Origin of the sequence: Mycobacterium vicinigordonae, from assembly GCF_013466425.1 — a bacterium.
Classification (GTDB): Bacteria; Actinomycetota; Actinomycetes; order Mycobacteriales; family Mycobacteriaceae; genus Mycobacterium; species Mycobacterium vicinigordonae.
The window spans coordinates 5765066-5789420 of the sequence record NZ_CP059165.1; the positions used below are offsets into that span (position 1 = coordinate 5765066).

General features: G+C 65.0%; 24 protein-coding genes. 8 read left to right on the forward strand and 16 right to left on the reverse strand.

All coding sequences use genetic code 11. The features are described from left to right. Positions 1 to 45: 45 nt before the first annotated feature. Genes H0P51_RS25805 through H0P51_RS25845 form a run of 9 tightly spaced genes read right to left on the reverse strand, consistent with a single transcriptional unit; the run spans position 46 to position 8553 of the window. Positions 46 to 708 carry a hypothetical protein gene (locus H0P51_RS25805; RefSeq protein WP_180915629.1) on the reverse strand — a complete coding sequence of 221 codons (663 nt, stop codon included), beginning with the start codon at positions 706 to 708 and terminating at the stop codon, positions 46 to 48. Then, positions 705 to 1670: an MlaD family protein gene (locus H0P51_RS25810; RefSeq protein WP_180915630.1), complete on the reverse strand. Its 966-nt coding sequence runs from the start codon at positions 1668 to 1670 to the stop codon at positions 705 to 707. The genes H0P51_RS25805 and H0P51_RS25810 overlap by 4 nt, the downstream gene beginning before the upstream one ends. Further along, positions 1667 to 2677, reverse strand: a complete 1011-nt coding sequence (locus H0P51_RS25815) for an MlaD family protein (RefSeq protein ID WP_180915631.1) — start codon at positions 2675 to 2677, stop codon at positions 1667 to 1669. The genes H0P51_RS25810 and H0P51_RS25815 overlap by 4 nt, the downstream gene beginning before the upstream one ends. Further along, on the reverse strand, positions 2674 to 3804 hold the full coding sequence (locus H0P51_RS25820) for an MlaD family protein (protein ID WP_180915632.1): 1131 nt from the start codon (positions 3802 to 3804) through the stop codon (positions 2674 to 2676). The genes H0P51_RS25815 and H0P51_RS25820 overlap by 4 nt, the downstream gene beginning before the upstream one ends. Before the next feature lies 1 nt (position 3805). Continuing rightward, a complete protein-coding gene (locus tag H0P51_RS25825) occupies positions 3806 to 4828 on the reverse strand; it encodes an MlaD family protein (RefSeq protein WP_180915633.1) in 1023 nt (340 codons plus the stop codon). Further along, positions 4819 to 5823 carry an MlaD family protein gene (locus tag H0P51_RS25830; protein WP_180915634.1) on the reverse strand — a complete coding sequence of 335 codons (1005 nt, stop codon included), beginning with the start codon at positions 5821 to 5823 and terminating at the stop codon, positions 4819 to 4821. Before H0P51_RS25830 ends, H0P51_RS25825 begins: the two co-directional genes overlap by 10 nt. Continuing rightward, entirely contained in the window at positions 5820 to 6812 is a 993-nt protein-coding gene (locus tag H0P51_RS25835) for an MlaD family protein (protein ID WP_180915635.1), read from the reverse strand. The genes H0P51_RS25830 and H0P51_RS25835 overlap by 4 nt, the downstream gene beginning before the upstream one ends. 3 nt (positions 6813 to 6815) lie before the next feature. Further along, a complete protein-coding gene (locus H0P51_RS25840) occupies positions 6816 to 7688 on the reverse strand; it encodes an MlaE family ABC transporter permease (RefSeq protein ID WP_425488926.1) in 873 nt (290 codons plus the stop codon). A gap of 16 nt (positions 7689 to 7704) precedes the next feature. Then, positions 7705 to 8553, reverse strand: a complete 849-nt coding sequence (locus tag H0P51_RS25845; RefSeq protein WP_425488927.1) for an MlaE family ABC transporter permease — start codon at positions 8551 to 8553, stop codon at positions 7705 to 7707. A 350-nt stretch (positions 8554 to 8903) separates the two neighbouring features. Between H0P51_RS25845 and H0P51_RS25850 the strand changes: the two genes are divergently transcribed. Beyond that, complete coding sequence (locus H0P51_RS25850; RefSeq protein ID WP_180915637.1) at positions 8904 to 10619, forward strand: GMC oxidoreductase; 1716 nt, start codon at positions 8904 to 8906, stop codon at positions 10617 to 10619. Positions 10620 to 10628: 9 nt separating this feature from the next. Here the strand turns inward: H0P51_RS25850 and H0P51_RS25855 are convergent, their stop codons facing one another. From H0P51_RS25855 to hsaA, 5 genes are all read right to left on the reverse strand, one after another. Next, complete coding sequence (locus H0P51_RS25855; protein WP_180915638.1) at positions 10629 to 11237, reverse strand: hypothetical protein; 609 nt, start codon at positions 11235 to 11237, stop codon at positions 10629 to 10631. Between the two features lie 213 nt (positions 11238 to 11450). Then, positions 11451 to 12017: a 3-hydroxy-9,10-secoandrosta-1,3,5(10)-triene-9,17-dione monooxygenase reductase subunit gene (gene hsaB / locus H0P51_RS25860; protein WP_180915639.1), complete on the reverse strand. Its 567-nt coding sequence runs from the start codon at positions 12015 to 12017 to the stop codon at positions 11451 to 11453. Between the two features lie 15 nt (positions 12018 to 12032). Next, positions 12033 to 12935 carry an iron-dependent extradiol dioxygenase HsaC gene (gene hsaC, locus H0P51_RS25865; protein WP_180915640.1) on the reverse strand — a complete coding sequence of 301 codons (903 nt, stop codon included), beginning with the start codon at positions 12933 to 12935 and terminating at the stop codon, positions 12033 to 12035. Next, entirely contained in the window at positions 12932 to 13807 is an 876-nt protein-coding gene (gene hsaD / locus H0P51_RS25870) for a 4,5:9,10-diseco-3-hydroxy-5,9,17-trioxoandrosta-1(10),2-diene-4-oate hydrolase (protein WP_180915641.1), read from the reverse strand. The genes hsaC and hsaD overlap by 4 nt, the downstream gene beginning before the upstream one ends. Further along, positions 13807 to 14991 carry a 3-hydroxy-9,10-secoandrosta-1,3,5(10)-triene-9,17-dione monooxygenase oxygenase subunit gene (gene hsaA, locus H0P51_RS25875; protein ID WP_180915642.1) on the reverse strand — a complete coding sequence of 395 codons (1185 nt, stop codon included), beginning with the start codon at positions 14989 to 14991 and terminating at the stop codon, positions 13807 to 13809. Before hsaA ends, hsaD begins: the two co-directional genes overlap by 1 nt. Positions 14992 to 15161: 170 nt before the next feature. Here hsaA and H0P51_RS25880 point away from each other — a divergent pair, with 170 nt between their 5' ends. Next, a complete protein-coding gene (locus H0P51_RS25880; protein ID WP_180919234.1) occupies positions 15162 to 16259 on the forward strand; it encodes a ferredoxin--NADP reductase in 1098 nt (365 codons plus the stop codon). Between the two features lie 44 nt (positions 16260 to 16303). Then, positions 16304 to 16834: a hypothetical protein gene (locus tag H0P51_RS25885; RefSeq protein WP_180915643.1), complete on the forward strand. Its 531-nt coding sequence runs from the start codon at positions 16304 to 16306 to the stop codon at positions 16832 to 16834. A 73-nt stretch (positions 16835 to 16907) separates the two neighbouring features. Here the strand turns inward: H0P51_RS25885 and H0P51_RS25890 are convergent, their stop codons facing one another. After that, positions 16908 to 19007 (reverse strand): acyl-CoA dehydrogenase family protein, encoded by a 2100-nt coding sequence (locus tag H0P51_RS25890; protein WP_180915644.1) that lies wholly within the window; start codon positions 19005 to 19007, stop codon positions 16908 to 16910. Positions 19008 to 19248: 241 nt separating this feature from the next. On the opposite strand from H0P51_RS25890, the gene kstR reads away from it, so the two are divergent. After that, positions 19249 to 19848 (forward strand): cholesterol catabolism transcriptional regulator KstR, encoded by a 600-nt coding sequence (kstR, locus tag H0P51_RS25895; RefSeq protein WP_180919235.1) that lies wholly within the window; start codon positions 19249 to 19251, stop codon positions 19846 to 19848. On the opposite strand, the gene H0P51_RS25900 is transcribed toward kstR, so the two are convergent. Beyond that, on the reverse strand, positions 19845 to 20924 hold the full coding sequence (locus H0P51_RS25900; protein ID WP_180915645.1) for an Rv3575c family transcriptional regulator: 1080 nt from the start codon (positions 20922 to 20924) through the stop codon (positions 19845 to 19847). The two genes, kstR and H0P51_RS25900, sit on opposite strands and share 4 nt — an antisense overlap. A gap of 129 nt (positions 20925 to 21053) precedes the next feature. On the opposite strand from H0P51_RS25900, the gene H0P51_RS25905 reads away from it, so the two are divergent. From H0P51_RS25905 to H0P51_RS25920, 4 genes are read left to right on the forward strand one after another with little or no spacing between them, the layout of a single operon-like run. Then, positions 21054 to 21962, forward strand: coding sequence for a metal ABC transporter solute-binding protein, Zn/Mn family (locus H0P51_RS25905; protein WP_180915646.1), 909 nt, complete (start codon positions 21054 to 21056; stop codon positions 21960 to 21962). A 10-nt stretch (positions 21963 to 21972) separates the two neighbouring features. Then, the gene (locus H0P51_RS25910) at positions 21973 to 22734 is read left to right on the forward strand and encodes a metal ABC transporter ATP-binding protein (RefSeq protein WP_180915647.1); all 762 of its coding nucleotides are present in this window, start codon (positions 21973 to 21975) and stop codon (positions 22732 to 22734) included. Further along, entirely contained in the window at positions 22731 to 23597 is an 867-nt protein-coding gene (locus tag H0P51_RS25915; RefSeq protein ID WP_180915648.1) for a metal ABC transporter permease, read from the forward strand. Before H0P51_RS25910 ends, H0P51_RS25915 begins: the two co-directional genes overlap by 4 nt. Positions 23598 to 23633: 36 nt before the next feature. Continuing rightward, positions 23634 to 24347: a sensor domain-containing protein gene (locus H0P51_RS25920; protein ID WP_180915649.1), complete on the forward strand. Its 714-nt coding sequence runs from the start codon at positions 23634 to 23636 to the stop codon at positions 24345 to 24347. Positions 24348 to 24355: the final 8 nt, after the last annotated feature.

Here is a 24355-nt window from a genome sequence, read left to right on the forward strand (position 1 = left end):
AGTGCAGCGTATTTCCGCGTCGCGCAGCGTCAAACCTCGAAGCGTTCACCGGCCGCCGTTGGCCGGCGCCATCGGAACCAGCTGGTCCGGGATTGGGTGGCTCCCAGTCTTGGGCCCGATGTCGCAGACCTGCCACTTGTCACCGACCTTGCTGACGGTGATCTGCAGCAGGATTACTGACACCCGCGGCTTCGGGTTCTGCAGGTTGCGCGTGGTCTGCGCAGCCGATACCACCACCTGGTACACCTGTCCGGGTTGGGCCTCCGCGTCAGTGGCCAGCACCTCGCCCGACGATGTGACCTGCGCCTGCAGCATGATGCCCTTCAGCAATTCGGTCGCGTTGACGTACTTGTCCTTCAGCGCCTGCGAAACATCGTCCTCGACGTTGCGGAAGAACGCGTCGGGATCCTCGAAGGTGTAGGTCAGCGACTTCAGGGCGTAATCAGTGGCCAGCTTGGCCGCCGCAGCACGATCGGCCGATACGCCACGCAGCGCGGCCAACTCGTCACACGCGTCGCGGTACTTGCCGAATCCGAACCAACCGGCCGCCAACACCGCGGCTGCGATAACACACAGCAGCCAACGGTCCGCGACACCGGTACACAACCGGCGCAACCGATTCGACCCGGCGTGGGCCGTCACCTCCGACCGGTCCAGCTGCGGCTGCGGGTCCTCGTCGACCCTGTCCGCGATCACGATGCCACTCATTGGTGTCCTTCCGGTACCGTCACCTGCACGCGAACTGCGCCTGCATCACTGAAAGTTGACTCCCACAGATCGACGAAGTGCCCCGCGTCGACCTTTAATCCACGCAGCGGCGCGGTCGCCGGCTCCAACGCTGCAGCGAACGTGGACAGTGGACCCGACAGCATCTCGAGGTACTGCCGCAGATTGGCCACCAAGGTGGGAACCGGTGCGCCGGGTGCGAGAACACCGTCACCGGTGTGGGCATACTCATCGACTTCGCGAGTCAGCCTGGCCAGAGCCATGATCGAGTCGGGTAATCGCTGTCCGCTCGCGGTGAGGACACCACCGACATTCTGCGCCCTCAGGTTGGCGGTCAACGTCGCGAGGTTGCCGAACAACGTTGCCAGGGCCTGCTTGTTGTCACGTTCCATGCTGGCGGCCAGACCCGCGGTTGCGGCCAGCGAATCCAGGGTGGCGTCGTTGTCCGCAAATGCCGCCGAAACCGAGCCGACGATGTTGTTCACGTACAACGGGTTGAGCACGGCGAGCACCGCGTTGGCCTTGTTGAGCAGGTCGCTGACCGTGACGGCAGACGCGACCCGCTCCGCGGGGATCACCGTACCACTGCCGAAATACGGCGGCGCAACGTGTTTCGGCTTGAAGTCGATGTACTGCTCGCCGACCAGCGACAGGTTCTGGATACTGATCGCGCTGTCGACTGGAACCGGGTATGCCCGATCGAGTTCGACGGAGACTTTCAAACCGGTTGCTGTGGTGTTGATTCCGGAGACCCTTCCGATCCGGATGCCTCGCATGGTCACCTGCGAGGTGGGCATCAGCCCGCCCGAATTGTCCAGTAGCAGCGTCAGCCGGGTGGCCTGCGCGGTTGGCTCGACTTTGAGTACACCGAAGGTGAGGTAACCCGCGCCGAGCAACGTCACCGCAACCAGAATCACACTGGTGATCGTGGCATTGAACTTCATGGCAGCATCCCCATCGTTCGCAACACCGAAATTGACTCCTCGGCACGCTCCCCGGGGCTGACAGACACACTCAGCCGTGGACCACCGTTGCTGTAGAACGGGATCAGCTTGTCGCGCATCAGGGCGATGATCCTTTCGGACAGCGCCGGCAGGGTAGTGTCCGACGACGCGATTGTGTGCACCGTGGGCGTGATGTAGGACAGCATCTGCAGGAAGTCCGCGGTGTTGGGAACCAGCAACTGCCCTCCGTAGCGGCCCAGATCTTGCGCGCACACCAGCAACGCGATGATGTTGGGCAGCACCGCGGCCATGCCCTGCAACCGGGCCGGCCCGTCGCTGATCAGCCGGTCGAACGCTCCGGTGTTGGCTAACAGGTCGTTGCTGACGCCTTCGGTGCTGGCCAGGATTTGGTCGATGGTGTCCTGGTTAGCGGCGAGGTCTCGCATCGTCGCGGCCAGCTTCTGCCGCATCCGATCCAGCTCAGCGGGGTCCTTGGAGAACGCTTTGTTGAAGTTGACGACGGACTCTTCCAGCGTGTTGAGCGCACCACCGGACACCAGTGTGGACACCGACCGCAGGATGTCCTCCACGTTGTCGGCCGGAACGGTGTTGCGCAGCGGGATGGTGTCACCGTCACGCAGTGACGCCGGCAGCGGGTTATCCGCCGGCAGCAACGCGATGTAAATGTCGCCCAGCACCGTCGCCTGGCGCAACTCCGCTCGGGTGTTCTGCGGCAACTTGACGCTCCTGTCCACCTCCACGTAGGCGACCGCCGTCGCGCCGGCCAACTGCACCCGGTCCAGTACGCCCACCTGGACACCGCCGAGGTCGACCTTCGCCCTGGCCGGTAGGTTCAGCACACTCGAGAACTCAATTTTGATGGTGTACTTGGCGATTGGCGCGTAGGAACCCGGTACCGGTAGCCGAGTAGGGTCGAGTCCGCACCCGGTCAGGAAGCCGATCAACAAGAAGGCCAGCAGCACAGCGAGTCTCACGCGCCGGTTCATGACACTGCCGCTCCGAGGAGTAGGTCCGTCAGCCCGAGCGTGATCGCATCGGAGGGGGTGCCGGTGCCGCAGGCCGCCGCGGCACCGGGCGTGTTGCGCTGCCGCAGCATGTCGCAGATGGACTCGGCCTGCTGCGGCGAAGCCGTCACCTGCGGAGGCAGGTACGTCAGATGGTGGCTACCCCACTCCGGCCGGTATTGTGACGCAACCCAATCCGACACCGGAGCCAGGCCGTTGATCAACCCGACAATCTGCGGGGTGTAGGCGGTTAGCACATCGCGCAGCCAAGGGATCAGTCTGCCGCCGATGTTGTTGTAGGCGCGTGGGCCGAACCGGCTTAGCGCATCGACCAACAGCGGCAGCGCGTGCGCTAAATGACCTAGCGCCAAACCGAATCCATTGGAAAGCCCTTCGATCATCCGTAGGCTCTCCGGCAGCGTGCCGATCACCGCGGTGAAGGTCTGCCAGTGCGCCAATAGGTCAGAGGTCAGGATCTCGCTGTTGGTCAGTAGCTGCCGATACTCCGCGTCGGGGTGGCCGGGATCGCCGACGAGGGCGACCAGATTGCGCAGTGTCTCGTTGATTCCAGGGCCGGTTCCTTCCAGCGACCGGCTCAAGGCGGCCAGGCTGTCGTTGATCGCCTGCGCGCCCGAGGCTCTTGCCGCATCTTGGTCAGGTTGGACTTCCAGGATTGCGCCGGCGAGTTTGTCGACAGCTGCGAAGGTTTGGCTGACGCTGATCGGAGTCTTGGTGGATCCGAGCTTGATGCACTGCGCGCCAGAGAATTTTGGGCCGCCGGCGTAGGGTTTGCTGAGTTCTACATGTCGGTCGGCGACGATGGACTGCGAATAGGTAAGTGCGCCGACATCGGCGGGCAGCTCGAGATCGCCGGGCACGGTGAAGTCGACCTGAACGTAGTCGGGCCGGTTGGCGATCGCCGTCACCGAGCCGACGTCGATACCTAACAACCGCACCTTGTTACCGGGGTAAAGCCCGACGGCGTCCGTGAATTCGGCGCACATCGTCCTGGTGTCGGTGGATGCGGGTGCCATTATCTTGGCACCGGTCACGGCGGCAGCGACCCCACCCGCGACTGCGATCGCGATCATCGCTGTCTTCTTCTTCATGTCAGCACCGCTTAACCATGTTTGGCAGGCAGAGATTCTCAGCGCGCAGTACCTGGTTGCGCTGATCGAGCACCACGACACCGTCACCCCGCAGCATCGGCATCAGCACGTTGACGATTTGACTCAGACCTTCGCTGGCTTTGCCGACTCGCTCGGGGTGTGCGACCAGGGCGGTGACGATGTCGTCGATCCCGTTGATGGACGGCGCCAAGTCACGGTCGTAGAACGCCATAACCCGGTCGATGATGCGGGAGAGTTCGCCTAGTAGCGTGAAGAACTCGATGATGTCGACCGACTTCGACGTGTAGCGCTGCCCCACCAGGGCGAACTGCTCCAGCAAGGCCATGAGCTGTCGGCGCCCCGAGACGAAGGCGGCGCTGGCGTCATTGATGAAGTCCATGCCGCGGTGAAAGTCGCCGCCCATCTTGGTCAGCGATCGGGTGAGCTGGTTGGCGGACTGCAGGATGTCCCGTAGCGCGTTGGGGTACTTGTTGGTGGCGTTGGCCAGCTCCGCGAACGTGTCGTGGATAACTTGGCCGTTGACGTCTCTGACGAACGGGGTTACCGCCTGGATTATGTCGTTGCCCTCGAACGGCGTCTTCACCCGCTGTGGGGGAATGACATTGTGTCCCAGCGGGATAACGCCCTGTGGCTCGAGAGCGAGATAGTGACCGCCCAGCGGTGTCAGCAGTCTGATGTCCAGCGTGGAGTCCGAGCCGATCACGACGTCACGCTTGACGCCAAACTTGATCTCGACAAGCGTGCGACGCAGCGCCACGCTGGTCACCCTGCCCACCGGAATCCCCGCGATGCGCACCTCGTCGCCGCTGCGCACACCTCCGGAAGTACTGGAATTCGCGGTATAACTGGCCTGGCCGGTCGGGTTGACGTACGCCAGTCCGGTGGCGCACAGCGCCACGACGATAGCAAGGACACCGACGATGCCCAGGCGGCGACTGCGCACCGCTGCCGCGCGCTCGTTCAGCGCGCAACGCTGCCGAAGCCGCCAGGTGATCACCGGCACACCACCAAACTCTGCTGCGCGAAGGACACATCGCCGATGACCGGTAGGTGGACTTCGCCATCGGTGCAGGTGAATGCTGGGCGCTCGTCGTCCGCGACCGAATCACGCAAGCCTTGGATCAGGGTTGGTGTCAACGACAGACCGGCGATCACCGCAGGCGTCTGTGGAAACAACCGGGTCGCCAGGCCGTACAGCGGCGACGTCGAGGCATCCAAGCCGCGCTCGGCGGACTGCAGCACCTGAACGAGGCTGCGCATCATCGGCAGCTCGATGTCGATCGAGGTGCGGAAGTCCTCGGCTCTGGCCGTGAAGGTGTCCAGTGCATCGTTGAGCGAATCGATCAGGTGGAAGAGTTGTCGCGACTTGCCGCCGAGGTCTTTCGACAGTTCACTGAGGTTGCCCAGCAACACCTTGATGACCGCCTGGCGGTTCACCGCGTACTTGGAGATGGCATCCAGATCCCTTAGTACCGGGCCTATTCCGGTGTCATCACCTTGAATCAGCCGCAGCAGGTTCTCCCCGAACTGGTTGAGCTGGGCGGCATCCAGAGTCTGAAATACCGGGCGAAACCCGTTGAACAGCTTCGTGATGTCAAAGGACGGCAACGTTTGACCGACCGCAATCACCGACCCGGCCGGCAGCCGCTCGCCCGGAGCCGAGGTTTGTACCAACTCCACATAGCGCTGCCCCAACAGGTTCTGATACCGCACCGCCGCGATCGTGTTGCGGTAGACCGGATGTGCGTCAAGGACGGTGAAATCGACTCGCGCGGTGCGGCCGTCAAGCCGGACGGCCTCCACTTTGCCGACCTCCACCCCGGAGATGCGGACGTCGTTGCCCACATCCAGACCGGAGACGTCGGTGAATGTCGCTGCGTAGTGCAAGACCGGGCCGCGGACCGGACTGCGCAACGCGGTGAGCAGTAGAATCGCGCATATGGTGGCCACCGCTGTGAAGAGCGTCAGCCAAAACGCAGGTTTGGCAAGCCTTCTCATCGGCCGGTCCCGCCGTCCAGGATCACCTCGGTGCGTAGCCGGACCTGCCCGTCGACCACCGTGAGGGCACTGTCCGCACGGTCGAGCAGCCCCGACATCCGGTCGTAGGCGGGAGCTAGGCTGCCTGCGGCGAAGGAGACGGGTATGCCGATGTTCATGATCGCATTGACCAACTGGACGATCCAGGTGCTGTGCTGGGCGGATATCTGGCCGACATCGGCCAGCAACTGTCCGGTTTGGGCGAAGACTCGGTTGGTGCGTTCCACCGCATCCGGTGCCGTCAACGGGTCCAGCCCGTCGAGGAGGTTGGTGGTCAGTCCAACGACGGGCAGCACGTCACCCAGGCCACCGACGAACGACGCCAGCACCGAAAGTGATTGCGCGACAGGCATCGTCTCGGTGTCGGCGATGATCCTGGCCAGATCGGACCCGGCCCGGGCCAACGGTTCGACGATGTCGGCATGCCGGCGCAGCACCGCGATGACATGATCGAACTCTGGGGTGTCGAAGTTTCGGGTCAGTTTCTGTCCCTGCCGCAGCAGTCCGGTTATGGAGGCCGCCTGCACGTCGTCGCTCATCACCAAAGTTTGATTGGGTTTCAGCGGTGGGCCGCTGCCCGCACTGACGAGTTCAACCGCGGCCGTGCCGAATACGTTCGACGAGGTGAACCGGGCCTTGGTGTCGGTGGTCAGCGCCCGGGCCTGGCGGGGGTCGAGCACCACCGTCATCCGTTGGCGGTTGTACCCCACCGATTCCAACTTCTTGACCGCGCCGATGGACAGCCCGTGGAACTTGACCTCTGCACCCGGCGCCAGACCTTCACCGATTGTGTTCGCCACGACCGTCAACTCAAAGGTCTCGCCGAACGTACCCTCCGCCGTCTGGTTCAACATTGCCGCAACCGCTACCAGCGTTGCCACCACGATCAAGCCCCGGAGACGTAGCGCGCGGGCGGTGCTTCCCCGCTCGGCGAGATCACGAAATGTCATGTGCTACCCCGACAACCGTAGTCCCGAATTGTTGCCCCAGAACACCAGCGTGAGCACCATGTCGGCAACAACGACGCAGATCAGACTGGCCCGGATCGCGCGACCGGAGGCGCGCCCGACGCCTTCGGGTCCGCCCGCGGCGTAATAGCCTTCGTAGCAATGGATTACCACGATGAGCAGGACGAAGACTGCGGCCTTGACGATCGAGAGCAGCACGTCGGAGGGCTGAATGAACGCGTCAAAATAATGGTTGTAGGTGCCCGACGACTGCCGGTGCACCACGTTGACCACCAGCGCGCAGAAGACATAGCTCAGCACCAGCGACATCAGGTAGAGCGGGATGATGGTGATGACGCCGGCTATCACGCGCGGCGTCACCACGAACGGAATCGACTGAATCCCTTGTACTTCGAGGGCATCGATCTCCTCGGAGATACGCATGGAGCCGATCTCGGCGGTCATCCTGGTGCCGGCCTGAGCGCCGAATCCGATCGCTGCGATCATCGGAGCCATCTCGCGGGTATTCGCGTACGCGGAGATGAATCCGGTCAGCGGCCCCATACCGACCATGTCCAGAGCGGCGTAGCCCTCGATGCCAACCGATGCGCCGATTGCGGCGCCCATGAACACCAGCACCCCCACGGTTCCACCACCGACGATCAATGCTCCGTTGCCCCACATCATGTCGACTAGGATCGCCCCAACGTTGCGCCGGTAGCGGCCGCCGGTGCGCGGTATCGCGCCGAGCACCTCGATCAAGAAGGTGGCCTGGTGCCCTAACCGCTCGAGCAGTGTCAGCCCCCGGTCGGCCGCAGCGAGGGACAGCCGCGCCACCAATCCTTGCGGCCGATACCGAGACGGTGCCGCCGTACTCACTGAAAGACTCCGTCCATCAGCCCACCTTCGTCGGCATGAACACAGTGACGAATTCGGTGATCACCAGGTTGAGCAGAAACACCGCGACCACGCCGACCACTACGGCCGCGTTGACTGCGTCGGCGACGCCACGCGGGCCACCGCGAGCCTCGAGACCGCGCTGGCAGGAGATCAGCGTGACGATCACCCCGAACAACCATGTCTTGAGCAGCGCCACAACGAGATCGGCGACAGTGGCGAACGATCCGAACGAGGCGATGTAGCTGCCCGGTGTGCCGGACTGGTAACCGACATTGATCACGTAACCCGCGGCCAGTCCCATGAAGACGATGAAGACGCACAGCAGCGGCGCCACCAGCAGCATCGCGGCCAGGCGCGGCGTGACGAGCCGTTGCACCGGATCGATCCCCATCACGCGCAGCGCGTCGACCTCGTCGCGGATGCTGCGCGCGCCCAGGTCGGTGGTGACCGCCGCACCCGCCGCACCGCCGAGTAACAGCGCGCAGACGATCGGCGCGGCCTGCCGGATCACGCCGAGTCCGCCCGCCGCACCGGAGATCGACGTCGCGCCGACTTGCTGGATCAGGCTGCCCACCTGGACGGCGACGATGACCCCGAACGGAATGGAGATGAGCAGCGCGGGAATCGCGGTGACGCTGACGATGAACGCCGCCTGGCTCAGGGTGTCCCGCCACGGATGACGCAGCCGGAATAGGTCGGTGATCATGTAGACGGTTGTCTGCACGGCCAAGTCGAAGAAGCGGCCCAGGGTCTGCAACGAACCGTCGGCCTTTGCAAGCGCGCATCGCAACCATTTGACGACGACGCCGGCCGGCCGCCCCGCGCTGCCGCGCACCGCCGTCACGGCTGCCCCCAATGTCGGCCGAGCGGCCGATCGGACAGTCAATAGCGACATGACGAGGCCCCGATCAGAATAGGAGTGGGGTGGCTTGTGGTGAGTTCGCACAGTACAACACCGCATATCGTTTTCGCGAGGCCGAATCGGCATTTTTTCGAGCGCTCATTGAACGCGTCCAGGGACTTGACAAATCGTGGCGTCATGCAATTGTAAAGTTTATTTACAGGCCGTGAATTCGGCGCCCGTAAACCAGGCCGAGTAAAGCCGTCGGATTTTCTCTGTGAATATCTCGCTAATCGCCGAAACGCGGTTTAGGCTGCGCATCACATTCACCTGGATTTGAAAGGGTTGCCATCATGGTGCAGACAGCAGCGGAGTTGGCGACACCACTAGGTGCGTTGCGTAGCGAGTACGACGTGCTGGTCGTCGGCTCCGGGTACGGCGGGGCTATCACCGCCGCGCGGCTCGGTGTGGCCAATGCGCGCGCTGGCGGCAAGCTGGACATCGCGGTGCTCGAACGTGGTGCCGAGCATCCGACCGGAACTTTCCCGGAGACCGAGAAGGCGGCGGCGGCCGAACTTCGCTCGCCGTTGAATCCGCTCGGACTTATCGAGCTGGAGCGCTTCAAGACCATCGACGTCATCCACGCGAACGGTCTGGGCGGCACCTCGCTGATCAACTTCAATGTCGCGATCGTGCCGGACCGGGAAGTGTTCCTGGCGTCGTGGCCGCGGGAGTTCCAGCAGCTGGTGGATCAGGAACCCAACGGCCTGGGCGGCCTGGAGGAATACTTTGCGCGGGCCAGGCTCATGCTCGCCGCCGTACCCTACGCCGAGAACGTGCCGCTGCGCCGGGTCGAGGCATTCACCCAGATCGCCAAGAACGCCGGCGCCCAGCTGCAGCTGCTCGACATCACGGTCAGCACCGAGGACCGGGTTACCAAGTACGGCGTGCTGCGGCGGCGCTGCCCCAATCACGGGGGCGATGGCACTGGCGACAACACCGGTTCGAAGAACACCTTGATGACCAACTACCTGCCGATGGCCGCGCATTTCGGGGTGGAGTTGTACGCGGGAATCGAGGCGCAGCGGATCGAGCCGACCGACGACGGCCGATGGCGGGTGATCACCCGTCGCACCGGCGAGAAGGGCAAAGAATCCGCGGTCGTCGCGCGGCGGGTGGTGGTGTCGGCCGGCACACTTGGCAGCAATGGAATCCTGCTGCGCTCCGCCCAGGCCGGGCTGCAGCTGTCGACGCGGCTGGGCAAGAACTTCAGCGGCAACGGCGACAACTTCGGCATCGCCTACAACACCGACATGCGGACCGACACCCAGTCGTGGGCGAGCACTGACGGGCCGCCGCGTTCGCTGCTGGCCTGCGGGCCGAGTATTACGGCGGCGATGCGTTTCGGCGCCGACCAGTCCGACCTGCGCAAACGATTCACCGTGCAGGATCTGTCGCTACCGCACGCGTTGATCGACAGCTTCCGGCTCGGGTTGATGGGCCTGGCTGCCACCAGCTACCGCGACTACCGCAAGGCCAAGCTGGACCGGTGGCGCCGCGACATCACGTTCAACACCGACGGCGCGATGAACCACTCGCTCGGGTTCTTGATCATGGTGCACGACAACTCCGACGGAGAGCTGGTGCTGCGCAAGAACGGCACGGTCAAGGTCGACTGGCCGGGCGCGCCTACCGAGCGGGTCTACAAGGACGTGGATGTCGTCATGCGGTCGGCAGTGGCGGCGATCGGCGGCACGTATATCAAGAACCCGCGCTGGGACAAGCGCTTCCTGGGCAAGCACCTGATCACGGCGCACCCGATGGGTGGCTGCGTCACCGCCGACAACGTCGACGCGGGAGTGGTCGACCACGCCGGGCGGATCTTCCGACCCGACGGCGGCACCTACGACGGGCTGTACGTCTGCGATGCGTCGGTGATCCCACGCGCGATCGGGGTCAACCCCTTCCTGACCATCTCGATGTTCGCCGAGCACACCGCGGAGCTGATGCGCGAAGAGCTGGACCTGCCCGGCTACGACCCGGCCGTCGAAGCCGACGACCGGGCCTGAGCCCGGCGGTCACGTGCGCAGCGCGAAGAAGCCGATCATCTCGTAGCGATCGCGGGGCAGCCGGAACAGGATCTTGCCCAGATAGGTGCCCGGCACAACCTCGACCAGCTCGTCGCGGATGCTGCGGATGATGACGTAGGGGTTCTCCTTGACGTCGGCGTAGTCGATGACCATTACCTGCACGTCGGGATCCAGCTTGCCGGCGTCCTGGTAGGTCTTAAAGTCGAATGCCAGCCTGCCGCCCGCGGCGTCCTTCATCTTGTAAAGCGGCCAGAGCAACTTGGACGGCAGCTTGGCGCTGTTCGTCATCCGGTTGTCACCGGCATTGGCGGTCAGGTCGAACCGCTTTCCCTGCCACGGCATCCACAGGCCGGTCACGAAGCGGACCGCAGCGTCGACGATCGGATTGGTGGTCGTCATGACCAGGATGCCGTCGGTCGGACCGTCCAGGGTGGCCGGCGGCGTCCCCTTACGGAAGATCGCGTCGAGTTGCGCCTCGGCGGCCGCGCCGTCGGATTTCGCCTGTTCTTTCAGGTCGACGATCCATTGCCAGGCTTCCTCGGCGGCGTCGCGTTCCCGGAGTTCGGAGAGACGAGATTCGGCTGCTTCGATTGACATTTCATACCCTTTTCTGTGAGGCGGAGCGCATTGGCCCAGATGCTAACTCCGGCACCGCAGAATTGAACAGCATTTTTCCAAAATTGAAATACGACAATCGAGAGGAGTGATTTAACAAACAAAAGTAAATTTTCTTTACAGCATCGCTTTTTATGCGCGTTGCGCTAGAGCATTGACAATGGCCCGATTCGCGGGGCTCGGCCCGCCCGTGGGTTAGAGCCAGGTGTCGTCGGTAGTGGTGGTCAGAAACGCCTCCAGGTCGTCGCGCCACTGGGCCGGCGTGTTCTTGTCCGGTTCGATTCCGGTGTATTCGCCGCGGTAGAACAACAGCGGCCGCGGTTTGATCTTGGGCGCCTCCGAGAGCGACTGGACCGCGCCGAACACCACGAAGTGGTCCCCACCGTCGTGCACCGACGCCACCGTGCAGTCGATGTGGGCCAGTGAGCCGTCGATGATCGGTGAGCCCAGTTCCGAAGGGTGCCAGTCGATTCCAGCGAACTTGTCGGGCTCTCTGGAGCCGAAGCGGGCCGAGACGTGTTGCTGCGCCTCGGTCAGCATGTTCACGCAGAACCGACCGCTGGCCTCGATCGCCTGCCAGGACCGCGACACCTTAGTCGGGCAGAACAACACCAGCGGCGGCTCCAGCGACAACGCCGCGAACGACTGGCAGGCGAAGCCCACCGGCACGTCGCCGTGCACGGTGGTGATGATGGTGATTCCGGTGCAGAACTGACCCAGCACGTTGCGGAACGCGCGCGGGTCGATCTGCGGGGCGGTCATGATCGGCGGAGCGACTTAACCCTTGAAACCGACGCTGAAGTCGTGCCCCCACAGACTGATCGCCGTGCTCTCTCGGGCGATCCAGTCGTCGTCCTCGACTTGTCGTCCCTCACAACCGAACTCGACATCAAATCCGCCGGGAGTTTTCATGTAGAAGGACAGCATTAGGTCATTGACGTGGCGGCCCAGCGTCGCCGACATGGGCACCTTCTTTCGCAGCGCCCGATCCAGGCACAACCCGACGTCGTCGGCTTCGCCCACCTCGACCATCAAGTGCACGATTCCGCTTGGGGTCTGTCCGGGCATGAACGCGAGACTGTGGTGACGGGGATTGCAGCCCAGGAACCGCAACCAAGCCGGCGGGCCGTCGGCCGGCCGGCCAACCACCTGCGGCGGCAGCCGCATCGAGTCACGCAGCTTGAAATCCAAGACATCCCGATAGAAGTGCAACGTCTCCGCGTCGTCGCGGGTGGTCAGCACCACATGACCAAGCCCCTGCTCGGCGGTGACGAACCTATGGCCGTACGGGCTGACCACTCGGCGGTGTTCCAAAGCGGCGCCGTGGAAGACCTCCAGGCAGTTGCCGGACGGGTCGGAGAACCGGATCATCTCATCGACGCGGCGGTCGGCCAGTTCGGCCGCGGTGGCCTCTTTGTACGGCGTGCCCTCGATGTCGAGGCGGTTCCGAATCTCCTGCAGCCCAGCGGCATTCGCGCATTCCCAGCCGGCTTCGATGAGGCGGTCCTGCTCGCCCGGGACGATCACCAACCGGGCCGGGAAGTCGTCCATCCGCAGATAGAGGGCGCCTTCGGTGGCGCCTTTGCCCTCGACCATGCCGAGCACTTTCAGGCCGTATTCGCGCCAGGCGGCCATGTCGGTGGCCTCGATGCGCAGGTAACCCAACGACCGGATGCTCATCTGGCACCTCCCAGGAAATCGATGGTCAGGTTGTTGAACTCGTCGAACTTCTCCACCTGAGCCCAATGTCCGCACTGCCCGAACACGTGCAGCTGCGCGCGGGGAATGGTCTTGAGCGCCACGAGTGCGCCGTCGAGTGGGTTGACCCGGTCCTCCCGGCCCCAGATCAACAGCACCGGCTGGCGCAGCCTATACACCTCGCGCCACATCATGCCGAGCTCGAAATCGGCGCCGGAGAACGACATTCCCATCGCTCGGGTGGCGGTCAGCGACTCCGGCGTACTGGCCAGCTCGAATCGCTGGTCGATCAACTCGGGGGTGATCAACTTCTGGTCGTACACCATTACCCGCAGAAAAGCCTCGAGGTTCTCCCGGGTGGGTTCCACGGAGAACTTGCCCAGCCGCTTCACCCCTTCGGTGGGGTCGGGCGCAAACAGGTTGACACTCAACCCACCCGGGCCCATCAGCACCAGCTTGCCGGCCAGCTCAGGATAGTCCAGCGCGAACCGCACGGCGGTTCCACCACCCAACGAATTGCCAACCAGCGGAACACGTTTGAGGCCGATCTGGTCGAACAGGCCCTTGAGCGCCCGGGCCGCGTAGCGGTTGAACTGCCCGTGCTCGGCGCGCTTGTCGGAGTGCCCGTAGCCGGGCTGGTCGACGGCCAGCACGTGAAACTGCTGAGCAAGGACCGCAATGTTGCGCGAGAAGTTCGACCAACTCGACGCCCCGGGTCCACCGCCGTGCAGCAGCACCACCGTTTGCGGGTTGCCTTCACCCGCCTCGTGATAATGCAGCTTCAGCGGTCCGTCCACGTCGACTTCCGCGAAGCGCGAAGTCGATTCGAACGTGAGCTCCTTCGTGCTGGTCATCAGACCATGGTGTCGCCGGGCGGCAACCCGAACTCGTTGTTGCCGAAGATCACGTACGCCCGCTCGGGATCATTGGCCGCGTGCACCCGGCCGGCGTGAGCGTCGCGCCAGAACCGCTGCACCGGTTGGTCGATGCCGAGCGCGGTAGCACCCGACGCCTCGAAGAGCCGGTCGATCGACGCGATCGCGCGGCCGGTGGCGCGCACCTGGTCGCGGCGGGCGCGGGCCCGCAACTCGAACGGAATCTCCTTGCCTGCCGACAACAGCGCGTATTCGTCGGCGACGTTGCCGCGCAGCTGACGCCACGCGGCGTCGATGTCGCTGGCCGCCTCGGCAATGCGGATCTTGGCGAACGGGTCGTCCTTGGCCTTTTCGCCGGCGAACGCGGCCCGCACCCGCTTGCCTTGGTGCTCGACGTGCGCGGCATAGGCGCCGTAGGCCATGCCGACGATCGGCGCCGAGATTGTAGTGGGATGCATTGTGCCCCAGGGCATTTTGTAAACAGGCGCGGTGTTGCGCTGATAACCCCCTGCGGTGCCGTCGTTCATCGCCTTATAGGACAGGAACCGGTGCCGGGGCACGAACACATCTTTGACTACGACGGTGTTGCTGCCGGTGCCCTTCAACCCGACCACGTGCCAGACGTCGTCGATGCGGTAGTCGCTGATCGGGATCAGGAAGCTGCCGAAGTCCACCGGCCGGCCGTCCTTGATGACCGGGCCGCCCAGGAAAGCCCATGTGGCGTGGTCGCAACCCGAGGACCAGTTCCAGGAACCGTTGACCAGGTAGCCGCCGTCGACCACCACACCGGCACCCATCGGGGCGTATGACGAGGAGATGCGCGTCTTGGTGTCCTCGCCCCAGACCTCTTCCTGGGCCTGCTGGTCGAACAATGCGAGGTGCCAGTTGTGCACGCCCAGGATCGAACTCACCCAGCCGGTCGAGCCACAGGCGCTGGCGATCCGCCGCACCGCTTCGTAGAACAGCGCGGGATCGCACTGCAGACCGCCCCACTGTTCGGGCTGTAACAGCGTGAAGAAGCCCGCCTCGTCGAGTTCGGCCACCGACTCTTCCGGCAGCCGGCGGAGGTCTTCCGTCTGTTGCGCACGTTCGCGAATCCGCGGGAGCAGATCGTCGACGGCAGCTAACACCTGCTGCGCATCACGCTGTTGAATGGTGGTCACTTACGTTTGCCTCCTGTGGGAGTGCGGGCTGAGTCGCACCTAGACCAAGACTAGACCAAAGACTAGAACACGTTCCGATTTGTGTCGAGCAGCGTAATCCTGCGGCTGGTAGAGATATTAATCGGGTTTTCTATAACATGTTCTAGTTGAGACGGAAGAGAGGGCACGCCTTGAGCGAGGCGGATCTGGACCAGGCACCCGACGAGCCGCTCGGCGACCACGTCCTTGAGCTGCGGGTCGCCGAGGTCGTCGCGGAAACCGAGGATGCGCGATCGTTGGTGTTCGCGGTCCCCGACGGACCCGGCGACCCGCAGATCCCACCCGCGCGGCTGCGCTACGCGCCCGGCCAGTTCCTCACCTTGCGGGTGCCCAGCGAACGCACCGGGTCAGTGGCGCGCTGTTACTCGCTTTGCAGCTCACCGTTCACCGACGATGCGTTGACGGTGACGGTCAAGCGCACCGCGGACGGGTATGCCTCCAACTGGCTGTGCGACCACGCACACCCGGGAATGCACATTCACGTACTCGCCCCGTCGGGCACCTTCGTGCCCAAGACCCTGGACCAGGACTTTCTGCTGCTCGCCGCCGGCAGCGGCATCACCCCGATCATGTCGATCTGCAAGTCGGCGTTGTCCGAAGGCAGCGGCCAGGTGACGCTGATCTACGCCAATCGCGACGAGAACTCGGTGATCTTCTCCGAGGCCCTGCGGGAGCTGTCCGCAAAATACCCCGACCGGCTCACAGTGCTGCACTGGCTGGAATCGCTGCAGGGACTACCCAGCGCGGCCGCGCTGGCCCAACTGGCTGCCCCGTTCACCAGCCGGCCGGCGTTCATCTGCGGGCCCGGCCCCTTCATGGAGGCCGCACGGCTGGCGCTGGAAGCGCTGAACGTCCCACCGCAGCAAGTGCACATCGAAGTGTTCAAGTCGCTGGACTCAGATCCGTTCGCAGCGATCAAGATCGACGACACCGCCGATGACGACGAAGCCGGCCCGGCCACCGCGGTCGTCGAACTCGACGGCGAAACCCACAGCGTGTCGTGGCCGCGCAGCGCCAAGCTGCTCGACGTCCTACTGGCCAAGGGCCTCGACGCGCCGTTTTCCTGCCGCGAAGGCCACTGTGGTGCCTGCGCCGTCACGCTGCGCGAGGGCAAGGTCAGCATGGAGGTCAACGACGTGCTCGAACAGGAGGACCTCGACGAGGGTCTGATCCTGGCCTGCCAGGCGCACCCGGAGACCGATTCGGTGGAAGTCACTTACGACGATTGACCACAACGGTTAAGTTCAGCTAGGCCCGGCGGAAGGGGAGCAGGATGAAGCGACTAATACCGGGTGTTGCCCTGGCCGGGCTCCTGACGGCTCTGCTGCCCGCTCCACATGCGGCCGCCGGCGCCAACACCGCGACCACGCTGTTCCCGGTGGACGATGTCAACCAGATTGAGACGCACACTTTCGTCGACTGCCACGGCAACGGCAGCTGCGACTTCGTGGCCGGTGCCAACCTGCGTACCCCCGACGGTCCGGCCGGCTTTCCGTCCGGTCTGTGGGCACGCCAGACCACCGAGATCCGGTCCAACAGCCGGACGGCGTATCTGGACGCGCACGCCACCAGCCAGTTCGAGCGGGTGATGAAGACGGGCGGCGGCGACGTGATCACCACCGTCTATTTCGGTGACGGCCCGCCGGACAAGTACCAGACGACCGGCGTGATCGACTCGACGAGCTGGTCGACGGGACAGCCAATGACCAACGTGACGGTGTACGTCTGCACCCACATGCAGGTGGTCTACCCGGGCGTGAACCTGACCTCGCCGAGCACCTGCGCGACCACGAACTTCTCCTAGGTCGGCCGAGTTAACCCCGCTGCGAAGCTGGGCACCTGCTTTCGCGGTGTGGCTACATTCGCGGCGACTGGAATTAGCGCGGGAGCCCCAGCAACCGCTCGGCGGCGACAGTGAGCAGGATCTGCTCAGTGCCGCCGGCGATGGTCAGGCAGCGCGTGTTGAGAAAGTCGAAAACCGCCTGGTTGTGCACCAGACCGCCGCCCGGGCAGACATCCATGGTGAACTCAGCCAACTCTTGCCGGTAGCGCACCCCGATCAATTTGCGCACGCTGGACTGCGCCCCGGGATCCCGGCCACCCACAGCCAACTGGGCGATGCGCTGATCGAGCAACGCGCCGGTCTGGGCCAACAGGATCAGCGCGGCGAGCCGTTCCTGCTGGGACACGTCGAGATCGAGCTCGGCCAGTACTTTGAGCAGCTCCTCCATCGGATTGCCCAGCGCGGTGCCGTTGGCCATCGCGATCCGCTCGTTGGCCAAGGTCGTCCGGGCCAGCCGCCAACCGTCGTTGACGTTGCCGACCACCATCTCGTCCGGAACGAACACATTGTCCAGAAACACCTCGTTGAACAGTGAGTCGCCGGTGATTTCGCGCAACGGCCGGATCTCGATGCCGGGCGATTTCATGTCGACCAGAAAGTAGGTTATGCCCTTATGTTTCGGTGCGTCTGGCTCCGTTCTGGCGAGACACACACCCCAGGCCGCTTTGTGCGCGGCCGACGTCCACACCTTCTGCCCGGTAAGCAGCCAACCCCCGTCCGTGCGGACTGCTTTGGTGCGCAGCGATGCCAGATCCGACCCGGCGCCCGGTTCGGAAAACAGCTGACACCACAGGAAATCACCACGCAGGGTTGCCGGCACGAAGCGCTCGATCTGCTCGGGCGTACCGTGCTCGAGGATCGTCGGCGCCGCCCACCAACCGATCACCAGATCAGGTCGCTCGACACCGGCGGCCGCCAGCTCCTGGTCGATCAGCAGCTGTTCGGCCGGCCCTGCGCCGCGCCCGTGCGGAGGCGGCCAGTGCGGTGCCTGTAGGCCCTTTTCGGCTAGCGCAGCCTGTCGCTGGTCGGCGGGTAGCGCGGCGACCTCAGCGACAGCGGTGGCAATCGCCGGCCGGTCTGCCTCGACGTCGGTGAGGTCGACCGACAACCGGCGCCGGACACCGTCCTGAGTCAACGCGGCGACCCGGCGCAGCCAGTGTTGCGGACCGCCCAGCAGCCGACCGATGCTATGCGCGCGTCGCAGATAAAGGTGCGCATCGTGCTCCCATGTGCAGCCGATGCCGCCAAGGACCTGGATGCAGTCCCTGACGTTGGCTTTGGCGGTGTTGATGGTCAAACTGGCCGCCAGGGCGGCGGCGATGGCGAACTGTTGAGTATCGGATTCACCGGCCGCCCGCGCGGCGTCGGCGGCGGCCACGTCAGCCTGCTCGGCGCGGCAGAGCATCTCCGCGCAGATGTGCTTGATCGCCTGGAAACTACCGATCGGCTTGCCGAACTGCTCACGCACTTTGGCGTAGGCGACCGCGGTCTCCAGTGCATAGCGAGTGATACCGGCGGCCTCGGCGGCCAGCAGGGTGGCCGCAAGGTCTGTCAGGTTCGTGGCGTCGAGTTGGGTGGCGGGCACCGACGTCAGCGTCACTGCGGCCAGCGGCCGAGAGAAATCGGCGGCCCGCAGGGGTTCCAGCGCCACGCCGCCGGCGTCAAGGTCGATTAGCAGCCAGGTTCCGGCGGCGGGTAACAGCAGCAGACCGCCGGTGGCCGCGCCTGATGCCCAGGGCAGCATGCCGGACGCCACCTGTCCGTCGAACCGCACGTCGCCCTCCAGCGCCAGGCCGGCGAAGCGTTCACCCGAGGCCAGTGCGGCAAGCACTTCGGGGTCGTCGACGACGAGGGTGGCCAGCGCCGTGGTGGCTACCGGGCCCGGTACCAGCGCCTTAGCGGCCTCCTCGACCATGGCGCAGAGGTCCTCGACGCTGCCCCCGGCTCCTCCGGCATCCTCATGAACGGCGACACCGAACAGCCCGAGGTCGGCCAGCCCGGCAAACACCGGCCGCCAGGCGTCGGGGTCGCCCACTTCCACGTCCCGGATCGCGGCGATCCCGGCCGCACTGCGCGCCCAATCGCGCACCAGCTCGCGGGCCGCGAACTGTTCATCGGTGACGGTCGCTACCACCAGCAGTCCTCCGAGTCGTCAAATTCACACACCAAGATATCTTTTCTTAACACTAGAACGTGTTCTAATAGTGCATACGATCAACCGTCAAGTTGGCGATAATCGAGCCAGTACAAGTCGTTGTCCCGGCTGCGGGGAGGTGGGAGATTTACGCCGAGAATGCGTATCGTTTTCAACCATGTCGCCACCGAATGCCAGCCAGGGCCGTGCTCCTGACATCCAGCCTCGCGAGGTCGTGAACGTGGCGGTGCTGGCTGAGTCCGAACTCGGTTCGGAGGCGCAGAGAGAACGACGCAAGCGGATCCTCGACGCCACCATGGCGATCGCCTCCAAAGGGGGCTACGAGGCGGTGCAGATGCGCGCGGTCGCTGATCGCGCCGACGTCGCCGTCGGCACCCTGTACCGGTACTTCCCCTCGAAGGTGCACCTGCTTGTCTCGGCGCTCGGACGGGAATTCAGCCGCATCGACGCCAAGACCGACCGCTCCGCCGTCCCCGGGGGTACGCCCTTTCAGCGGCTGAATTTCATGGTCGGCAAGCTCAACCGGGCCATGCAACGCAATCCCCTGCTCACCGAAGCGATGACGCGCGCCTACGTGTTCGCCGACGCGTCAGCGGCCAGCGAGGTCGACCAGGTGGAGAAGCTGATCGACTCGATGTTCGCCCGCGCGATGGCCGACGGCGAGCCGACCGAGGACCAGTACCACATCGCACGGGTGATCTCGGACGTATGGCTGTCCAACCTGCTGGCCTGGCTCACCCGCCGCGCCTCGGCCACCGACGTGAGCAAGCGACTCGACCTTGCCGTACGGCTGCTGATCGGCAACCACGAGAACTGCTAAGCGGGCGGCCCGGAAGTACGACCCCGGATCAGTTCGGTCTGTAGCAGCTCGACGACGGGCAGACCGTTGCGGGGCGGCTTGAGCACCAACTCCCCCGCCCGCCGGCCCTTCTGCAGACTAGGTTGCGCGACCGTGGTCAGCCCACGCCCGAGCGCGTCCTGCACACCGTCGAAGCCGGTGACCGTCATCTGGCCAGGCACGTAAATGCCATGTGCACGAAGGTAATCCATCGCCGACAGGGCCAGGATGTCCGCGGTACACAGCAGCGCGGTGATACGCGGATTGGCCTCAAGCGCCACCTTGGCCGCGTCCCCGCCCGACGTCGGCAGATGCTCGTCGCTTTCCACCACGGTCAGCGACTCCGGGTCGACGCCGGCGCCCGCCATCGCCTCCCAGACACCGACGATGCGCTCCCGCTGCACGTCGAACGTCGGGGAGCTAAGCCGCTCGGCGTCCACCAATCCCTGCCGCCGGTCCCGGCCCAACCGCATGGTCAGCAGCCCGATCTCGCGGTGCCCCAGCCCCAGCACATATTCGGCGAGCTCGCGCATCGCGGCCCGGTCGTCGATGCCGACCCTGGACACCCCTGCTAGACCCACCGGCTGATCGACCACCACCACCGGCAGCCGCCGCTGCAACACCACCTGCAAATAGGGGTCGTCGTCGCGGACCGAATACACCACGAAGCCGTCCACCCCGGCGCCCAGGATGGCGGCGGTGCCGTCCTCGATGCTGCGATTGGGCCCGACAGCCACGAGCAGCAGGCCCTGCCCCAGTTCTTCGCACGACTGCGCCACTCCCGCAACGAAATCCCGTGCCGCCGGATCGCTGAACGAGTAGGTGAGCGCCTCGGTCATCACCAGACCGACGGCACCGGCCTTGCGGGTGCGCAACGACCGCGCCACCGGGTCGGGACCCGCGTAGCCCAGCCGCTTGGCGGTGTCCAGCACCCGCTCACGAAGTTCGGGCGAGAGCTGATCCGGCCGGTTGAAGGCGTTCGAGATCGTGGTACGCGACACCTTGAGCTCCGCCGCCAACGACGCCAGAGTCGCACGCCTGCGTGGTGTGGGACTCACGTTCGGTGAGGCTACCGGGCGTTGTGCTGCTGTTCACACCGGACGACACCGCCGACTTTCTAATGGAAACGATTTTCATTAGTATGGTAAGTCGGCTTCCCGGTCCGCTGAAAGGACACCCAGGTGCGAATGAGCTGGCGCAGACTGCTGCGCGTCGGCGTTCCCGCGTTTGGCTCCTGCCTGCTGGCCGCGACCGCCCTGAGCGGCTGTGGGAGCAGCGGTCCTTCCCACCCGGGTGCCGTTGCGGTGGTGGCATCCACCGAGGTGTGGGGCAGCGTGGCACGCGCCGTTGCCGGCGACCACATCGCCGTCAAGTCCATCCTCACCGGCGCGGGTACCGACCCACACTCCTACCAGGCCACTCCAGCCGATGCGGCCGCCCTGGCCGACGCCGACCTGGTGGTCTACAACGGCGGCGGCTACGACCCCTGGGTGGACCGAGTGCTCGCCGGCCACAACGACATTCAGGTAGTAGACGCCTACAGCTACCTGGGACCACACTCCGGGAGACCCGACGAGCACGTCTTCTACAACCTCGGCGTCGCCAAGGCGGTGGCCACCGAGATCGCCGAACGACTGGCGGTCATCGACCCTGAGCACGGCATGGACTATCGCGCCAACGCGGCCACCTTCGGACAGGGCGCCGACGCGATCGCCAACGCCGAACGCGCGATCGCCGCCAACTACCCCGCCGCCGGGGTGATCGCGACGGAGCCCGTCGTGCATTACCTGCTGGATGCAGCTGGACTGATCGACCGCACCCCGGTTGCCTTCACCGTCGCCAACGAGAACGACAACGATCCCGCCCCCGCCGACCTCGCGTCGGTACTCGACCTAATCAACCGCAGGCAGGTCGCGGCGCTGCTGGTCAACCCGCAGACCGCAACCGCAACCACCGCCGACCTGCAGGCCGCCGCCCGCCGGTCCGGGGTGCCGGTGACCGAGGTGTCCGAGACCCTGCCCAATGGTTCCGACTACCTGACCTGGCAACGCGACACCGTCAACCAGCTGGCGGCCGCGCTGCGGTCGGCCCGCTGATCACCGCGCTATGACTGCCGTCGCGTTGACCGGTGCCCGGCTGGCCTTCGGGACCCGCGTGCTATGGGAGCATCTCGACCTGTCGGTGGCAGCCGGTGAGTTCATTGCGGTGTTGGGCCCCAACGGAACCGGTAAGACCTCACTGCTCAAGGTGCTGCTCGGTCAGCTGCGGCTCAACGCCGGCACGATGCGGGTACAAGGGCCGATAGGCTATGTGCCACAACATCATCCGATTGACCCGGACGTGATGGTGCGGGGGCGTGATCTGGTCACGCTGGGGGTCGACGGGCAGCGCTGGGGAGCGGCGCCGCTGCGCCGGGCCGCCCGGACCCGCCGGCGCGAGGCAGTGCAAGGGGCGCTGCACCAGGTCAACGGTGAGCCGCTGGCCGACGTGCGGGTTGGACTGATGTCCGGCGGCGAGCTACAGCGGGTGCGCATCGCTCAGGCGCTGGTCAGCAACCCGACGCTGTTGCTGTGCGACGAGCCGCTGCTGACTCTCGACCCAGCCAACGCCCGGCTCATCGCCGATCTGATCGACCGCCGCCGGCGCGAAGCCGGAACTGCGGTCATCGTGGTCACCCACGAGGTCAACACGCTGCTCCCCTACGTCGACCGGGTGCTCTACCTGGTCGACGGGCGCTTCCGGATCGGCACCGTCGAGCAGGTGATGACCAGCGAGACGCTTTCGATGCTGTACCGATCCGACATCCAGGTGGTGCGGGTCCAGGACAACTACATCCTGGTCGGCGGGCCACCCGAGCAGGGCCGATGAACGACCGGCTCGCCGACATGCTCGGTCACCTGTTTGCCTTCGACCTCACCGCGCATCTGCTGCGACACGACTTCGTTCAGCAGGCCCTGGTGGCGGCCGCGCTGCTGGGGTTGGTGTCCGGATTGATCGGTCCGTTCATCGTGATGCGGCAGATGTCGTTCGCCGTGCACGGTTCGGCGGAATTGTCTTTGACCGGAGCGGCATTCGCGTTGCTGACCGGCTTCGGGGTGGGAATGGGGGCACTGGCCGGCAGTGCGTTGGCCGCAGTCTTGTTCGGCGTCCTCGGCCGACGGGACCGCGAGCGCGACTCGGTGATAGGTGTGGTGCTGGCATTCGGGCTGGGGCTGGCAGTGCTGTTCATCCACCTCTACCCCGGCCGCAGCGGAACCAGTTTCGCGCTGCTGACCGGCCAGATCGTCGGGGTGGGTTATTCCGGACTGACCATGCTGGCAGTGGTGTGCGTATTGGTGATCGCCGTGCTGGTGAGCTGTTACCGCCCACTGCTGTTCGCCACCGTCGACCCGGACGTGGCAGCGGCGCGCGGAGTGCCGACGCGCGCACTGGGCATCGTGTTCGCCGCGCTGGTCGGGGTGGTCGCCGCCCAGGCCGTGCAGATCGTCGGGGCGCTGCTGGTGATGTCATTGCTGATCACCCCGGCCGCCGCGGCCACCCGGGTAGTGTCCGCTCCGGTGGCGGCCATCGTCATCTCGACAATTTTCGCCGAGGTCGCAGCGGTGGGGGGAATCGTGCTGTCACTGGCGCCGGGAGTCCCGGTCTCGGTGTTCGTGGCCACCATCTCGTTCATGATTTACCTTGTTTGCTGGCTACTCGGGCGACATCGCCGGGGCCAGCGCATAAGCTGATGAACGCCCGGGTTGTGGAGGTGGGGAAGGGGAACGATGCGCCAGCAGATCGCCGCAGTGACCGCATTAGCCGGTGCGTGCGTGTTCCTTGCCGCCTGCACGAACATCGTCGACGGTAAGGCCGCGCCGGGCGCGAAGGCCGGGCTGGCAAATCAAGTCGAAATTCCGGTCGGTTCGCTGGACAACGTCTTGCTGGACACCAGCCAAATCAACACCGCGGTGGGTGCGACCTCGATGAAGGTGTGGTTCAGCGCCAAGGTCATGTGGGACTGGAGTAAGAACGTGACCGACATCGGCTGTCTGGCGATCGACGGTGCCGCACAGGAAAAGGTGTACTCCGGCACCGGCTGGACGTCGATCCGCGGACAACGCCTCGACGACAGCCCCGACAACAGCACCAATCGCTCGCATCTCGCGATCCAGGCCGTCGTCGCTTTCCCGAAGGCCGCCGACGCCAACAACTTCTACAACAATTCGGTCCAGAGCTGGAAATCCTGTTCCAATCGTCAATACAGCGACGTCAACAGCAGCGGGCACGAAACCGTCTGGGCGGTGAGCGCCGCCAGCAGCGACAACGGCATGCTGAGTTCCGAGCAGGTGGAACAGGGCGGTAACGGCTGGGGCTGCCAGCGTGCCCTGACAGTCCGCAGTAACGTCGCGATCGACGTGATGACGTGCAAGGGCAACGCGAATAGCAACCCCGCGGTCGACATTGCCAACCAAATCGCCGGCAGGATCGCCAAGCTGTAGACGTCTAG

What these genes read in the sequence shown, in the direction of transcription:
- H0P51_RS25805 (WP_180915629.1), bottom strand. Translation starts at nt 708, where the DNA reads ATGAGTGGCATCGTGATCGCGGACAGGGTCGACGAGGACCCGCAGCCG.
- H0P51_RS25810 (WP_180915630.1), bottom strand. Translation starts at nt 1,670, where the DNA reads ATGAAGTTCAATGCCACGATCACCAGTGTGATTCTGGTTGCGGTGACG.
- H0P51_RS25815 (WP_180915631.1), bottom strand. Translation starts at nt 2,677, where the DNA reads ATGAACCGGCGCGTGAGACTCGCTGTGCTGCTGGCCTTCTTGTTGATC.
- H0P51_RS25820 (WP_180915632.1), bottom strand. Translation starts at nt 3,804, where the DNA reads ATGAAGAAGAAGACAGCGATGATCGCGATCGCAGTCGCGGGTGGGGTC.
- H0P51_RS25830 (WP_180915634.1), bottom strand. Translation starts at nt 5,823, where the DNA reads ATGAGAAGGCTTGCCAAACCTGCGTTTTGGCTGACGCTCTTCACAGCG.
- H0P51_RS25835 (WP_180915635.1), bottom strand. Translation starts at nt 6,812, where the DNA reads ATGACATTTCGTGATCTCGCCGAGCGGGGAAGCACCGCCCGCGCGCTA.
- H0P51_RS25850 (WP_180915637.1), top strand. Translation starts at nt 8,904, where the DNA reads ATGGTGCAGACAGCAGCGGAGTTGGCGACACCACTAGGTGCGTTGCGT.
- H0P51_RS25855 (WP_180915638.1), bottom strand. Translation starts at nt 11,237, where the DNA reads ATGTCAATCGAAGCAGCCGAATCTCGTCTCTCCGAACTCCGGGAACGC.
- hsaB (WP_180915639.1), bottom strand. Translation starts at nt 12,017, where the DNA reads ATGACCGCCCCGCAGATCGACCCGCGCGCGTTCCGCAACGTGCTGGGT.
- hsaC (WP_180915640.1), bottom strand. Translation starts at nt 12,935, where the DNA reads ATGAGCATCCGGTCGTTGGGTTACCTGCGCATCGAGGCCACCGACATG.
- hsaD (WP_180915641.1), bottom strand. Translation starts at nt 13,807, where the DNA reads ATGACCAGCACGAAGGAGCTCACGTTCGAATCGACTTCGCGCTTCGCG.
- H0P51_RS25885 (WP_180915643.1), top strand. Translation starts at nt 16,304, where the DNA reads ATGAAGCGACTAATACCGGGTGTTGCCCTGGCCGGGCTCCTGACGGCT.
- H0P51_RS25905 (WP_180915646.1), top strand. Translation starts at nt 21,054, where the DNA reads ATGAGCTGGCGCAGACTGCTGCGCGTCGGCGTTCCCGCGTTTGGCTCC.
- H0P51_RS25910 (WP_180915647.1), top strand. Translation starts at nt 21,973, where the DNA reads ATGACTGCCGTCGCGTTGACCGGTGCCCGGCTGGCCTTCGGGACCCGC.
- H0P51_RS25915 (WP_180915648.1), top strand. Translation starts at nt 22,731, where the DNA reads ATGAACGACCGGCTCGCCGACATGCTCGGTCACCTGTTTGCCTTCGAC.
- H0P51_RS25920 (WP_180915649.1), top strand. Translation starts at nt 23,634, where the DNA reads ATGCGCCAGCAGATCGCCGCAGTGACCGCATTAGCCGGTGCGTGCGTG.